This window comes from Niallia sp. M35, from assembly GCF_050971705.1.
In the GTDB taxonomy this organism is placed as follows: Bacteria; Bacillota; Bacilli; order Bacillales; family Cytobacillaceae; genus Niallia; species Niallia circulans_A.
In genome coordinates this window covers 279056-294108 of record NZ_JBPCEP010000007.1, presented here as the reverse complement: position 1 = coordinate 294108, position 15053 = coordinate 279056, and the positions used below count along the sequence as shown (strand labels likewise).

16 protein-coding genes are annotated in these 15053 nt (G+C 35.6%); 10 read left to right on the top strand and 6 right to left on the bottom strand.

What is annotated here, in order from left to right; translation table 11 throughout:
- Positions 1-22: 22 nt before the first annotated feature.
- From NiCM35_RS11930 to NiCM35_RS11920, 3 genes are all read right to left on the bottom strand, one after another.
- Complete coding sequence (locus NiCM35_RS11930) at positions 23-1321, bottom strand: NCS2 family permease (protein ID WP_123257213.1); 1299 nt, start codon at positions 1319-1321, stop codon at positions 23-25.
- A 215-nt stretch (positions 1322-1536) separates the two neighbouring features.
- Complete coding sequence (locus tag NiCM35_RS11925) at positions 1537-3048, bottom strand: coproporphyrinogen III oxidase (protein ID WP_095330117.1); 1512 nt, start codon at positions 3046-3048, stop codon at positions 1537-1539.
- Positions 3049-3224: 176 nt separating this feature from the next.
- Positions 3225-4091, bottom strand: coding sequence for a Cof-type HAD-IIB family hydrolase (locus tag NiCM35_RS11920; RefSeq protein WP_095330118.1), 867 nt, complete (start codon positions 4089-4091; stop codon positions 3225-3227).
- Positions 4092-4422: 331 nt separating this feature from the next.
- Here NiCM35_RS11920 and NiCM35_RS11915 point away from each other — a divergent pair, with 331 nt between their 5' ends.
- Complete coding sequence (locus NiCM35_RS11915; RefSeq protein WP_047943041.1) at positions 4423-4623, top strand: alpha/beta-type small acid-soluble spore protein; 201 nt, start codon at positions 4423-4425, stop codon at positions 4621-4623.
- A 131-nt stretch (positions 4624-4754) separates the two neighbouring features.
- On the opposite strand, the gene NiCM35_RS11910 is transcribed toward NiCM35_RS11915, so the two are convergent.
- The gene (locus NiCM35_RS11910) at positions 4755-5111 is read right to left on the bottom strand and encodes a YlbF/YmcA family competence regulator (protein ID WP_047943039.1); all 357 of its coding nucleotides are present in this window, start codon (positions 5109-5111) and stop codon (positions 4755-4757) included.
- A gap of 254 nt (positions 5112-5365) precedes the next feature.
- Here NiCM35_RS11910 and NiCM35_RS11905 point away from each other — a divergent pair, with 254 nt between their 5' ends.
- From NiCM35_RS11905 to NiCM35_RS11870, 8 genes are all read left to right on the top strand, one after another.
- Positions 5366-6754 carry a YheC/YheD family endospore coat-associated protein gene (locus NiCM35_RS11905; RefSeq protein WP_163187612.1) on the top strand — a complete coding sequence of 463 codons (1389 nt, stop codon included), beginning with the start codon at positions 5366-5368 and terminating at the stop codon, positions 6752-6754.
- A complete protein-coding gene (locus NiCM35_RS11900) occupies positions 6747-7847 on the top strand; it encodes a YheC/YheD family endospore coat-associated protein (RefSeq protein WP_095330120.1) in 1101 nt (366 codons plus the stop codon). Before NiCM35_RS11905 ends, NiCM35_RS11900 begins: the two co-directional genes overlap by 8 nt.
- A complete protein-coding gene (locus NiCM35_RS11895) occupies positions 7813-9177 on the top strand; it encodes a YheC/YheD family endospore coat-associated protein (protein ID WP_095330121.1) in 1365 nt (454 codons plus the stop codon). Before NiCM35_RS11900 ends, NiCM35_RS11895 begins: the two co-directional genes overlap by 35 nt.
- A gap of 74 nt (positions 9178-9251) precedes the next feature.
- Entirely contained in the window at positions 9252-10388 is a 1137-nt protein-coding gene (locus NiCM35_RS11890) for a YheC/YheD family endospore coat-associated protein (protein WP_164463784.1), read from the top strand.
- 11 nt (positions 10389-10399) lie between these two features.
- A complete protein-coding gene (locus tag NiCM35_RS11885) occupies positions 10400-10576 on the top strand; it encodes a hypothetical protein (RefSeq protein ID WP_164463914.1) in 177 nt (58 codons plus the stop codon).
- Between the two features lie 90 nt (positions 10577-10666).
- Positions 10667-11185 (top strand): hypothetical protein, encoded by a 519-nt coding sequence (locus NiCM35_RS11880; RefSeq protein ID WP_433779614.1) that lies wholly within the window; start codon positions 10667-10669, stop codon positions 11183-11185.
- A gap of 47 nt (positions 11186-11232) precedes the next feature.
- Positions 11233-12135 carry a PucR family transcriptional regulator gene (locus NiCM35_RS11875; RefSeq protein ID WP_095330125.1) on the top strand — a complete coding sequence of 301 codons (903 nt, stop codon included), beginning with the start codon at positions 11233-11235 and terminating at the stop codon, positions 12133-12135.
- Positions 12136-12309: 174 nt separating this feature from the next.
- Positions 12310-13407: an ABC transporter ATP-binding protein gene (locus tag NiCM35_RS11870; protein ID WP_095330126.1), complete on the top strand. Its 1098-nt coding sequence runs from the start codon at positions 12310-12312 to the stop codon at positions 13405-13407.
- A 64-nt stretch (positions 13408-13471) separates the two neighbouring features.
- On the opposite strand, the gene NiCM35_RS11865 is transcribed toward NiCM35_RS11870, so the two are convergent.
- Complete coding sequence (locus NiCM35_RS11865) at positions 13472-13714, bottom strand: hypothetical protein (RefSeq protein ID WP_095330127.1); 243 nt, start codon at positions 13712-13714, stop codon at positions 13472-13474.
- 322 nt (positions 13715-14036) lie between these two features.
- Between NiCM35_RS11865 and NiCM35_RS11860 the strand changes: the two genes are divergently transcribed.
- Entirely contained in the window at positions 14037-14240 is a 204-nt protein-coding gene (locus NiCM35_RS11860; RefSeq protein WP_031535675.1) for an alpha/beta-type small acid-soluble spore protein, read from the top strand.
- 51 nt (positions 14241-14291) lie between these two features.
- Here NiCM35_RS11860 and NiCM35_RS11855 read toward each other — a convergent pair whose 3' ends face one another.
- Complete coding sequence (locus tag NiCM35_RS11855; RefSeq protein ID WP_171509413.1) at positions 14292-15053, bottom strand: alpha/beta hydrolase; 762 nt, start codon at positions 15051-15053, stop codon at positions 14292-14294.

Sequence of the window (15053 nt, the reverse complement as noted above, 5' to 3'; positions counted from 1 at the left end):
GTCTAACAGCAGCTTTTTCCTTTTAATGTGGTAAGAACACTAATTGATAAAGGAATAATACGGCAAATACGTAAACGAGTGGATGAACCGTTTTTCCTTTTCCTTTTACTAGCTTTAATAATGGATAGGAGATAAATCCAAGGGCAATTCCTGTTGCAATGCTTGATGTAAGCGGCATGCTTAGGATGACTATAAATGCTGGGAATGCTTCATCAAACTCTGACCATTTCACATCACTTATTGCCCCCATCATCAAGCTTCCTACAATTATTAGAGCAGGAGCTGTAATAGCAGATAAACCAGAAATGCTGCTCACTAACGGAGCAAAAAAGGCAGAAATAATAAATAAAACAGCAATTGTAACACCAGTTAAACCAGTACGGCCACCTGCTGCAACACCTGATGTCGATTCAATAAAAGCAGTGGTTGGACTTGTCCCAAACATTGCGCCAACAGATGTTCCAAGTGAATCAGCAAGAAGTGCCTGCCTTGCTTTTGGCAGCTTATTGTTTTTTATTAATCCAGCTTGCTCAGCCACCCCAATCATCGTACCAGTGGTATCAAAAATCGTTACCAATAAAAAGGAGAAAACGACAGCGTACAATCCATGTTGAATAACATCGCCAAATGCTGAAATTGGATTGCTAATGATAAGTCCCTCTGGTAAATGCGGGCTTGCCATAATTCCATTTTCAAAGGATAAGTAACCAGTAAAGTAAGCGATAATGCTTGTTACAATCATCCCAATAAATAACGCACCTTTTATATTCAAACTAAACAGAACAATCGTAATAGCTAAACCAATAAGGGCGATTATGACAGTGGGAGACTGAAGATCACCTAGTCCAACTAGATTTTCTGGATTGGCAACAATAATTCCCGTTTGTCTCAACCCGATAAATGCTATAAATAAACCAATACCAGCTGTTATTCCATGTTTCAAATTATCTGGAATAGCTTGAATTAATTTTTCTCTAAATGATGTTAATGACAAGATAACAAAAATAATACCGGCAACAAATACTGCAGAGAGTGCTACCGTATAATCGACGTTATTATTTCCAACAACCGAAAAAGCAAAGTATGCGTTCAATCCCATACCCGGTGCAATAGCAATAGGATAATTTGCAAGCAAAGCCATCCACAACGTCCCGATAGTAGCTGCTATGATGGTTGCTAGGAATACTTGGTCAAATGGAATTCCTGCTTCTTTTAAAATTCCTGGATTGACTACTACTATGTAAACCATTGTTAAAAAAGTTGTGAATCCAGCCATTAACTCTGTTTTCACAGTTGTATTATTTTCCTTTAACTTAAACATGAAAGAACCTCCAAAAAACGAACATTTAAAAACAACATTATCTATGTTATTCGTTTTTACTGCAAAAAGCAACTATTTTTCTCGATAGAAAAATGGCAATTTAGTGAAATACCTTTATTAGTTTGACACTAGTCTTTCTTTTCCATACGAAAATAATCACAGAAACAAAAAAATCTACCAGAACGGAAATAGTTCTAATAGATTTTTAATGATCTTTATTTAGATGCTTCTAATGAAAAATGTTCATTTAACAAGGCAATTTTTTTATCCGTATATTCCACAAAACTTTCATTATATGTTTTAGGATGTTTAGGATTAGAAAATTGGGTAATCTTACCTGTAACAGGATGAATAAATTTGCTGGACGCTCCACAGCCTACACCAATAACCGTCTGCAGTTCTTCCATCATCATAATATTATAGATACTTTCCTGGTTTTTCTTTGAATAGCCGACATTCTCTAAATTTCCTAGAATATTTTTCTGACGGTATAAATAGTACGGGACATAATCATGTTTCTCTGTCCATTCTTCCGCCATCTTCATCATTTCCTGAATTTCCTCTCTATCCGCTACCTTATATCTAGATTTATTACGCGTCATTTCAGACGCACGTTTAAACGACAGAGTATGAACAGTCAGTGATTCAGGCATTAACTCTTCTGTTTTATCAAGAGAATATTGAAATTCTTCCACACCTTCACCTGGAAGCCCAATAATTAAATCCATATTAATATTATTCATGCCATGCTTACGTGCTAAATGATACTTTTCAATTGTTTCTTCTACTGTATGATGTCTACCAATCGCTTTTAATGTTTGTTGTGTATACGATTGTGGATTAATACTAATTCGATCGATATTATATTTTTTTAACACTTCCAGTTTGTCTGGCGAAATCGTATCCGGTCTCCCTGCTTCGACCGTGATTTCACGAATGTTTTCTACATTTGGAAAAGAAGCATGCATGCGCTCGTAAAGCATGTCCATTTCTTCTGCTGAAATACTTGTTGGTGTTCCTCCCCCATAATAGACGGTTGTAATATTAATATTTTTTTCTTTTAGCCACTCCCCTATCTTTTCCATTTCATAATGAAGCCCGCCTAAAAAGGAGGAAACTGAGCCTTGTCGTCCATTAATGGCATAGGCTGGGAACGTACAGTAAGCACATTTTGTCGGACAAAATGGAATTCCAATATAGATGCTTACTTCTTTTTTCAAATCATATAAATCAGGAATCACTGCTAATTGGCGATCAATGATTTTCTGCATTAGCTCGATTTTTTCATCGGACATTAAATATTCCTCACGAAGAGATTGATGCGCCTCTTCTATCGGTGTTTGCTTTTGCATATGCCGGTGAAGAAGTTTTGTTGGGCGTATACCTGTTAAAATCCCCCATTTTTGCACCATTCCTGTATACTCTTGCAGCAATAATAAATAACTTTTGGAAATGGCTTTTTTCATTTGCTTAAATATTTCTTTATCCGTTAACTGACTAAGATCTGCATGGCTATTACATATAGTTTCTTCTTTTAATTCCTTGAGCTTGCCTTTTACGATAAATTCATGCCCAATAATTTCTGTTTCGAACTCAACATGAAGGTCTGCTTTTTCTTCTAGTTCTCTATAAAGCACCTTTGTATCTTCAAAAAATAAATTGCCTATGTGCTCTAATGGCCTAATATAACGTTCATCTGTTAATCCTTGTATATATATTTGTTTCATCGTTATTTTTCAACTCACCTTTTATTCTGAATATTATCATGCTTTATTTAACCAATTATACTGCAGTGTAAAAAAAATAACTAGAAAGGTCAAAAGACTTTCTGTTAGCTATTCTAGAAAAGGGAACAGGAGAAGTCTCCGCGTGACTTCTCCTCCTATAAAAATATAAATAATAGCTATTTTATAATATTCATCTTGCGCAAAAACTCAATGGGATGCTGTTTACGGAAGTGTTCCTTGACCATGTAAGCAACCCCTTCTTGGTCATTAGATCTCGTTACCCAGTCCGCTGCAATTTTCAATTGATTTGGAGCATTTCCCATTGCCACACCAAGACCTACTGCTTCAATTACCTCTAAATCGTCTAATCCGTCTCCTATGGCAACCATTTCGCTGCTCTTTATCCCGAGCTTTTCCCCTAAAAATAACAACCCGCTTCGTTTCGATACACCAGCTGGTAAAATATCTAGACGCAACTCATTATGTTGAACAATATGGATATTATCAAACATTTTTCCAAGCACTTCTTTTGCATCCTCGCAGTCTTTTTTCTCTTCAAAATAAACTTCCATTTTGGGCGGACTTACTGGTTCTTCTAATAAAACATCACTTAAAACATCGACAAATTGGTGGGAATAAAAGACTGGATCTCCAGATGATAAGACCGTTTTTGCAAGCATATTATGATGGAGTTTTGATTTGTTAGCTAGTGAGAATTTTTCATGTACCAAACGAATTTGGCATATGAATCCTTCTAAGAATCGGACAATATCTGATGTAAGGTCGTCTGCGATTCGTTTAACAAAAATAGTATCATCTTCATTATTGGCCACTAATGCTCCTTCATGTGCCACGATGTAACTATTTAATTTCAACGCTTTTGCCACCTTTTTCGCAGAGGGCAAGCTCCTTGCAGTTACAAGCGTTACATAAATTCCCTTTTGCTGTACATATTCAATCGCCTCTTTTGTCGCTTTCGTTAAGCGGCCATTTGATTGAAGGAGAGTACCATCGATATTTAAAGCTAGTAAGCGATAGATCATAAATTTCCCCCATTTCTTCGATGTATTGTCTTTATATATCATTTATGTAGAAAACAAGCATAATAGAACTTTTGAGGGAAGATTAACAAAAGATGTATGAATTTATTTCGGTAAGATTTTGTAATGCGAGGATTCGTTGTTAGGTAGTAAAATACGTTCTGTTATGTGCTCAAATTTAATTTAAAGCTCGCAATCCTTTTTAGGATCGAGTAGTGTAGTATAGCAAACCAATGGAAAAAATTGCTTTTTACTTTTTTGAATAAAATAAGTCATTTTTTTTAAAATAATAAACGTAACACAAATTAAATTACTCAAGGAGGAAACATTCATCATGGCAAATAACAATTCAAATCAATTATTAGTTCCTGGAGTATCTCAAGCATTGGATCAAATGAAGTATGAAATTGCATCAGAGTTCGGGGTAAATCTTGGAGCTGAAACTACTTCTCGTGCTAACGGTTCTGTTGGTGGCGAAATCACTAAAAGATTAGTACAAATGGCTGAGCAACAACTTGGCGGCAGCAGATTCTAAGAATAATTAAATAAATTTGGCTAATGGAGGACGGCGGCATGCCGTCCTCCTCTTGTTTTCTAAATAAGCCACAGGAAACGCCCCCGCAACCATAAAAAACCCCTACTAAGAGTAGAGGAGTTTTGTCATTATTATTGTTGTTGAGCAGGACCGTAAAGCTCTTCTAATGGTTTCATGATGATTTGGTTCAATTCACCAATTAATACGCTCATACGTTGTTCTGCTTCCATCAATTTCGAAATACTTTCGTGTTGTTGAACAAGTGCTACTGTTTTTTGGGCTTGTTCTACTTCTTCTTGTGTAATTTCTTGACCAGACATTTGCTTTTGCTGAAGCTGTAATTGAATATTACGGAAATTATCAAACATCGCTTTCGCAGAAGGATCTCCATTTACCGTATCATACATCTTTTTCAATTCTGTATATTCATCACTTTGACGAATCGCTTTCTCTAAAGCATTAGCAGGATCATGTAAATTTACTGCCATTTAAACAACTCCTTTTCATTAACAATTGACTCCACTATAACAAACTATGCATCATAATACCAGAAATACCTCTATTTCAGAAAATCAAGAAAGCTTCTAAAAATTAATACAAACAATTCTTCGGCAGCTAATCGATAAATCTTTTTCCTATGTCTTTCACACCTTTGCTTATCTTTCATAAGATATATCAGCACCAAAATAGGCGAATATCCGTATTGCCTCTTCATAACTTGAAAAACAAATGGGGAATCTGGATGACTCTGAAATTTTTGCAACTAACAAAAAAAGATGATTTTCAAAAAACATTAAAAGGATTATCTATTGCAATCAGTCCCTCTTTATTAAAATTTTTACATGTGGATCTCCATGATGACGTTTATGTATGTATAGCTAAAATGCTTATTCCAGTAAATGTACAAACACATTCACTTGAAAAACAAGATATTGTTTTTAGTACAGATTTAGAAAAAAACTTGCCAATTCCTAAAGAAATCAACACCTATCTTCTGCCTTATTATCACAAGAATCAAATAATCCATTTAGGCCCTGTTATTGGTATATTAACAGAAGTGAACGACGACAAAGAGGATATTTCTTTTCCTGCTATTCAACATTTATGCAAGGAATTGACGGAAGAATTAACGCAAATAGGCGGATTCTTTTATCTGTTCGGATTACAGCATGTTCAAGATGATTTCGTTCACGGTTATTTTTTTGCTAATAACACCTGGTCTAAACAACCATTACCTTATCCTAATGTCGTTTATAATCGACTTCATTCGCGAAAGGCAGAGGCAAGTACTTCTTTTTTGCAGCTCAAAAAAATATTAGAAGACAAAGAAATTCCTATTTTTAATAGTAAATTTTTTTCAAAGGATGAAACATATCAACTTCTCGTAAAAAATGCGGAAGTTACTCTCCATTTACCGGTAACGGAGCCTTTAACTGTGGAAAACTTACACTTTATGCTTAAGAATTTTCCAGTTCTCTATGTGAAACCTGTTCATGGAAGCCAAGGCAGAAATATCATTCATATTGAGTCCTTTAACAATCATTATATTGCTACAATTTCTTCTGGAAAAAGGAAAGGGAAAAGCCAGCTTTTCACGGAAGAAAAAAAACTTTGGAAATGGCTAGAACACTACAGTAAGGGAAGATCTTATATTTGCCAGCAAGGAATAGATTTTCAAAAATGGCAAGGGCGCTCCCTTGACTTTCGTATTCTTTGCCACAAAAACTATCAAGGGAACTGGACAATAACATCTACCGTTGCCAGAATTGCCCAAAAGAATGCAATTGTTGCCAATCTTGCCCAAGGCGCAGAGATGAAGCCTGCAAAAGCGGTGTTAAATGAATTGCTGCATACAGAAAATGCAGAACAAAAATTGGAGGAATTAAAAAGATTAGCAATCGAAATTGCCATTCTCCTCCATAAAAATACAGATGGATACTTAGGTGAACTTGGAATCGACATAGGCATGGATAAACAAGGACACTTATGGATCATAGAGGTAAACTCTAAACCTTCTAAGAAATTAGAGGAACATATTGAAAAAACAAGGCCATCCACAAAAGCTTTACTTGAATATTTTATTGCACTTTCCTTTTCCCCTTGTTTAAAGGAGCTATCAGACGATGAATAATTTCGGGATCATGTCATTATCCCTCGACCATGAAAATCATTACATTCACCAAATCGCAAAATATGGAAGGGATTTCGGATTTACGATCTATCATTTTGTCCCTTCTACTTATCATCCCTTTACACATACCGTAAAAGGAAAACAATATATGCCAGATTCAGATAGTTGGATAGAAGCAGAATTTCCGGTTCCTTCTATTCTATATGATCGCTGCTTTTATCATGATGATTCACATTCCATTCAATGCAAAAATATTATTCAGTGGCTGAAAAAACAACCGACAATTACTTTTCTCGGCAATGGATTACCAAATAAATGGAAGCTATACCAAGTATTACGCGAGTCAAAACTTTCTGCATATATTCCTGAAACTTTTCTCTTACAATCAGCCAATCAAATAAATTTTCAGAACTTAAATCCTGTCATTATTAAACCAATAAATGGTTCTCAAGGAAATGGACTATATTTTATTAAAAAGCAAAATAAAGACATCTTAGTTAGAACAGATAAAAAAGAAAAAACAATAGAAAAAATATTTTCGGATCAAGTGACTTTTAATAAATGGCTTAACCAGCTGTTAAAAAGAAATTCTTATATCATGCAGGCCCATCTTCCACTTACTAACAAAGAAGAGCAGCCATTTGATATTCGCGCTTTTATGCAAAAAAATCCAAAGGAAGAATGGAACGTTATCGAAAAAGGAATCCGCATTGGCGAAAAAGGAAGAATTATTTCTAATTTAAGTGCTGGTGCGTCGATTATCGCTTTTGAAGATTGGTTTCAAACCGCTCCCTTTCCATTAAAAGGCTTTCTTAAACAAGAGATGGAGGAAATTCTTACCCTCCTTCCTTCTATTTTAGAAAATTCCTTCTCTACACTATTTGAGCTTGGCGTAGATATTGGCATTTCACCAAATGGGTCATTATGGATTCTTGATGTAAATTCAAAGCCTGGGAGAAAAGTAATCATGACAGCATATCCACATCTATGTGAAAAGCTCTATCAAGCTCCAATCCTTTATGCTGCTAAACTTGCTGATGATAAAAGGAGGAATCGAGATGAAGAAGCTATATCCTATCGAAATAATCTCTAACAGCGAAAATACTGTTTACTTACCAACAGACTTTGAAGCAAATAAAAATTTGAAAATAATTGCATTTGGAACCGTCAGCAAAGAAGCCACTATAAAAAAACATAAAAAATCAAAAAATATCATAGGCATTAGTTCCGATCTTTTTAAAGAATTACTACTGCCTTCCAACAGTTCAAATGTGCACTTATTTTCAGATGACGAAACCATCTATATCGGCCCACTCGTAGGCATATTCACTTCTGGCTTTTCAACAATTAAAGTTCGCCCAATCGGGGATCGCTCGATTCTATTTTCTAAACTTCTTTCTGTGCAAAAAACAGTGGGAGTCATTGCCTTCCTATTTGGAGAGCAGCATATTAATTGGGAAACAGGAACAATTAATGGACTATTTTATGAAGATGGCTGGAAATCAGTAGAAGTTCCTTTTCCGAATGTCGTTTATGACCGTATCCCAAATCGCCGAATTGAAAATCTCCACAGAATCCAGGCCGTTAAAACGCGATTACAGAAAGAATACTCTATATCCTGGTATAATCCTGGTTTCTTTAACAAACTCGATATTTATGAACGACTTCTTCAGGATGACAGTATTTCCGATTATTTGCCTGAAACCCATGCACTCACTAATTTTTCTGTCATTGAAAGAATGCTGAGCAACTTCGGCAATGTCTATATAAAACCTAAAAATGGAAGTCTTGGTAAGGGAATCTACCAAATACTATTTGATAAAAAGGATGGCTGCTATTATACTCGCTTTAAAGATGAGGAGCAGGGTAATCGCTTAATGAAATTTGATCATTTGGAAGCATTAATGAATCACTTATTCGAAAATCAGAATTTATCTCATTATATCGTTCAACAAGGTATTCACTTAATTCGTTCAGAAAAAAAATCAGTCGATTTCCGTGTGCATACTAATAAAAATAAAGATGGTCAATGGGAAATGACGGCAATGGCCGCAAAAATTGCAGGCACAGGCAGTGTTACCACTCATCTTAATAATGGTGGTACGGTTAAAGCAATCGAAGAATTAACCAATACAGACCTTCATTGCGAAGAAATAAGCAATAAACTATCGAAGGCGTCCTTGCAAATAAGTAAGGCCATGGAAAAACAAATGGAAGGATATATAGGAGAAATCGGCTTTGATTTAGGATTGGACCGAAAAGGACGCGTATGGTTATTCGAAGCCAATGCAAAGCCGGGAAGAAGTATTTTTAAGCATCCTTCTCTTAAAAAATTTGATTTAGAGACTCGCAGAAAATCGCTCGAATACGCAGTCTTCCTAATGGATCAAAGTATTAAAAATCTTGAGGATATCTACCAATGAATATTTATTATGATTCCGAAAAAGAATGTTGGTATACAGCCTCGCGGGATACTTACCTTTTTGGGGCATCTAACATGTGCTTAGCTAATTTAATGCCAGCTGCCAACCATGCAGCTTTCCCAATTGTCCCACATGAAGATAAGGTTGGTCCATTAATCGGAATTATGATTGCAAGAAATAAACATAATAAATTAATTGGAAATGGCGAGCTCTTTAAACAGCTACAGGAAAAACTTCAACAACATGCGGGAGGAATTATCGTTATCTTTCCTCCTGAAAACTTACAGACAGAAAAACTAACGGGATATATATTTTGTTCCAGCAGAAACAGTTGGATAAAAGCGATTACTCCGTTACCAAACATTGTCTATAATCGTGTTCCTTTTCGAAAAACAGAGAAGCAGGAACCCTTTCAGACTGCCGTGTCCTTTTTAAAAGAACAAGGAATCCCCTTTTTTAACGCTTCATTTATTAATAAATGGGAGCTTCATCAATTGTTTCGTGATTCCCCTTTCTTAAAAGAGCATTTGCCTAAAACAACTCTTTTAAAGCAGAAGGAAGACTTTGCTGATTTTCTGCTTACGTATAAAAATATTTACTTAAAACCAGTAGAAGGCTTTAAGGGGAAAAATATTTACCGTATCAGATTAAAACAAAACGATTCTATCCATGTCAGTACAACCGAGGAGACCAAATACTACTCAAGTTTAAATCAAGTCTGGGAACAGTATCAGCAAGATTGGCTCCAAAGAGAGTACTTGCTCCAAGAAGAAATTGACGGAGCCTTATATAATGGAAATCGCTATGATTTTCGCCTATTAGTTACCTTTGAAAATCGCTATGTCCTTACTGGAGTGGGAGTGAGACAATCAACCCAGCAGAATGTCACAACCCATATACCTTCCGGCGGAAAATTGCTTTCTTATCAGGAAGTACAACAAAAAGAGCATGACTTATTTTTCAAAAAAATAGTTGATCACTGTGGAATCTTGTTAACCCAAAAATATGGTTTTACGGGTGAGTTTTCCATCGATGCCTGTGTCGATAAGAATGGCCAGTATTATCTTTTCGAGGTTAATGCCAAACCGATGTTATTTGACGAAAAAGAAATTGAAGAAAAACGATGCCAGCAGCTAATAAAGCTTTTTTATTCATTAACTAATTTCCCCTTTCAGAATAAATCGCAGGAGATGACCCATCCTAAAACTTAGGAGGGATTATCATGAAAAAAGCTAAAAAAGATCTCCCATACGAGGGAAAAGAAAAAGCTTATTTAGATATTGATCGAATCATAAATGAAGGGTTAGCAGGTGGAACAGTAATAAATAGAGAAAATAACACAAATATGGAGGAAGCAAGGGAACTACCGGAAGAAGAACCCCCTCATCTAATCAAATAAACTGTTCAGGCATCCCCTCCTTTCGCTTTTTATTGGCAAAGGGGGTGCTTTTTTGCTTTCATTCGATTGATTTTATGATTTTGTCAGCTAATGTGGAGGATTTTCCAGCCGGATTTTTATTTTATCAGCCAAATCTGTGGTCTTTTCAGCCAAACTTTTGGTTTATCAGCCAAATCTGCACTCTTTTCAGCCAAACTTTTATTTTTTCAGCCAAATCTGCACTCTTTTCAGCCAAACTTCTTGTTTATCAGCCAAAACACCACTCTTTTCAGCCAAACTTTTATTTTTTCAGCCAAATCTGCACTCTTTTCAGCCAAACTTTTATTTTATCAGCCAAAACCTCGGACTTTTCAGCCAAACTCCCTTTTTATCAGCCAAAACACCACTCTTTTCAGCCAAACTTCCTTTTTATCAGCCAAAACACCACTCTTTTCAGCCAAACTTCTTGTTTATCAGCCAAAACACCACTCTTTTCAGCCAAACTTTTATTTTATCAGCCAAAACCTCGGACTTTTCAGCCAAACTCCCTTTTTATCAGCCAAAACGCCACTCTTTTCAGCCAAACTTCCTCACCACAAACCATCTTCATCACTTGCCCCTTTTCTATAAATCGGTATAGAATAAAATTATGAAAACATTTCGGAGGGACCCATCCATTGAAGCATAAATTATTAGCCTATTATAAACATAGCTTGGAGCAAGCAGTGCCCCCATCTCCATCACAGCTTTCCGATTACTATTGGTTTAAGGTTGATTTTCAAGATGATTGGATTGGGATTCAAAAACAGGAGATTGATGACTCTCAGCTAGAATTATTAAAAGCTTGCTATGATTTTTTTCAACCAGATGAAACATTAAAAAAGGAAGAATACAGTTGGAATCAGTACCTATATTTTAACGGAGAACAGCCTTCTTTCAAAAATATGGAGACATTACGTTTCATCCAGTTTCATATTAAAGGTGATACTACTTCCATTGAAAGAAAATTAATTGAATCGGCATTTGATGGTTTTATTCATGAAAATAGCCTTATTATTTGGAATGGCTCCAATGAAGGGGTTGTAATAGAGCAAAATGCACAATATTTAGAGGAGGAAGATTTCACTGCTCTTGCTCAAGCTTTGCAATCTGATTTCTTTTTTTCCATTTGCTTTTACATGGGAAAAGAGCTGAAACTAAATAGTTCTATTCCGGTTATTTTTGGACAAGAACGAAACTTTTTTTCAAAAGGTTTGGCATTTATGCCGAAATCCACCGTTCTTAGCTTAGAAACGATTCTGCCTAACCTGTTAATCAGCAGACTGAAGGAAGACGAACTTGATTTATTTAAAGAATGGTTTTCCATTTTTGAAGAAGACAAGGAACTACTGCTTACTATCAAAACATTTATTGAAAACAATGGACACAGCACTAATACTGCAAAACAATTGTTCATCCATCGCAATACCTTACAATACCGACTTGATAAGTTTACAGAAAAAACAGGTCTGAACCTAAAGAATTATCATTCTTATATCACCACCTATCTTGCCTGCCTATTCTACACTAGCGGGAAGTAGCTTAAAAAGCCAATATTGGCTTTTTTTACTGGGAAGTTTTATAGAAAACTGGCTATACAAGCTCTTAGGCATTTTGCTCAAAACTCTGTAAGCGTTTTTCATGCATTTTGCCGATTTGAAAACGGTATCAAAAATGATAAAGTAGAATTATCAAATTGGTAGGGGGAAAACAAGATGGCAGAGCTAGTGTTAAAAAATATTTATAAAATCTATGATGAAAAAGTTGAAGCGGTTAAAGATTTTAATTTACACATTCAGGATAAAGAATTTATCGTATTTGTTGGTCCTTCTGGTTGCGGTAAGTCTACAACTCTACGGATGATTGCAGGTCTTGAAGATATTTCAAAAGGTGATTTCTATATTGATGAGTTACGTGTAAACGATGTTGCACCTAAAGATCGTGATATCGCAATGGTTTTCCAAAACTATGCTCTATACCCACATATGACGGTTTATGATAATATGGCATTTGGTTTAAAGCTTCGTAAATTCCCTAAAGCGGAAATTGAAGAAAGAGTAAATAACGCTGCAAGAATTTTAGGATTAGAAGAATATTTAAAAAGAAAACCAAAAGCATTATCCGGTGGACAACGTCAAAGGGTTGCACTAGGTCGTGCCATTGTTCGTGATGCGAAAGTATTCTTAATGGATGAGCCATTATCCAACTTAGATGCTAAATTACGTGTGCAGATGCGTGCTGAAATTTCAAAGCTTCACCAAAGACTGCAAACTACTACTATTTATGTAACGCATGACCAAACAGAAGCAATGACAATGGCTTCAAGACTTGTTGTTATGAAAGATGGAGTTATCCAACAAGTTGGTGCTCCAAAAGAAGTATATGAAAAACCTGAAAATGTTTTCGTTGGCGGATTCATTGGTTCACCAGCAATGAACTTCTTTGAAGGAAAAGTAGTAGACAATAAATTAGTACTCGGTAATAATGCTTTCATTATTCCAGAAGGAAAATTAAAAACATTACGGGAACAAAATTATATCGGTAAAGAAGTTATCTTTGGTATCCGACCAGAAGATATTCACGATGAATTAGTATTCTTAAACAGTTCAGAAAATACAAGTTTTGATGCAAAAGTAGAAGTGTTTGAATTAACAGGTGCAGAAAGCCTTGTATATTCTACTCTTTCTGACAAGGAATTTGTTGCTCGCTTAGATTCTAGAGCAGACCTTCAAGCTGGTCAATCTGTGAAATTAGCACTTGATATGAATAAAGGTCATTTCTTTGATAAAGAAACAGAACTTCGTATTCGCTAATAAAAAAGTTAAATTCAAAGCTTACCTTGCTGATGCATGGTAAGCTTTTATTAATGGTTAGCCTCTATTCCTGGATAAACAATACCTCTTCTTGTCCACATTGTGGACAAAGCACAAGATGGGGACATAAATGTGCAGATAAATCCTGATAGCCGTTTTCTAGCTTCATTTGATCAATCGGCATATAGGCACTATAGTCATCATAATAATCCATCACTCTGCCTTTGTCCTCTACACGATCTCCACAATTAGAACAAACGCTTTCTAAATTTCCTAAGCCATTACAGATAGGACAAATGGAGCCCATTTCAAATTCACCTCTCTATATTCTACCCTAAAAAAATCAGCCTTTTTTGCGTTGAATTTATTCTTACGTTTAGTTTCTCTATTGTATTTAGAAACTATCCAGCAGGAATAAAAGGAATTAATTTCCTTGATTTTTTCTAGAATAAGATAATGAAATCCAACCATAATAATAGTACAAGTAGCAACCAAGGCGAGAGCAAACATAAACAACTACTACTTTCCATATTATTGGGTTATACCTAGTGGTAGTAAGATATTTCTTACAGACTGGTGCAATTCCAGTTAACCCAACCAAAAAAACAACTAGAAGGAGCTGGAACACAATGGCAAACAACAATTCTTCAAATCAACTTTTAGTACCAGGAGTATCTCAAGCTCTAGACCAAATGAAATACGAAATTGCATCTGAATTTGGTGTAAACCTTGGTGCAGAAACAACTTCTCGCGCTAACGGATCTGTTGGTGGAGAAATCACAAAACGCTTAGTACAAATGGCTGAAAAGCAACTAGGTGGATTTCAAGGCTAATTGAAAATTTAATATAATGGCTAGAGCCCTCCTAATTTAGGGGGGCTTGCTTTATTTAGGGTATAACCACTTTATCGCATGGAGAAATTGTTTAATAAAGTGCTCTCTATTATGATCCGCATTTTCTCCCAGAATAAATTGATACTGTTCCTTTGGAAGTTTTTTAAAAAACACTTCATTTACCAGCAAAACATTTTCAACCATATACCTTTGAATATTAACCTTGCTTTTCCCCTCTTCCTCCCCAACATACAAAAAAACACTATTTTCCATCTGCATCTCATTTTTTTGCACATAGGAAAGGCTGTTCGGATACCATAGTGATGGGGAAAGGAGCCCAAATTTAGAGAAATAATCAGTAAATTCATACATAGCATATAAAGAAATGAGCCCTCCTAGTGAGGCTCCTATCATACCTGTGTTTTGTCGATCTGCTTTAGTATGAAAGCTTGTATCGATATATGGCTTAATCGTTTGCGTCACAAAGGATAAATAGGCCTTTCCTTCCCCCTTAAATGGTGGAAAAGTGGAACTAAGACTAGGTGAATACCAAGGCGTATACTCATGAAGTCGTTCTTTGGGTTCAATTCCCACAAGAATTACTTCCTCTGCTCTATCTAAAGAGAATAATTCTTCTAATTCATGTAAGATAGGATGAAAAAGATTTCCTCCATCATGAACGTAGATTACTGGAAAACTACTTGATAATTTATTATAAGAAGGTGGCAGGTAGATACTCAAAGTTCGAGTTTGTATCTGAACCTCCCTTACCGTTCCCCTTATATTTCTTTTCCTACTTCTGTAACTATCCAT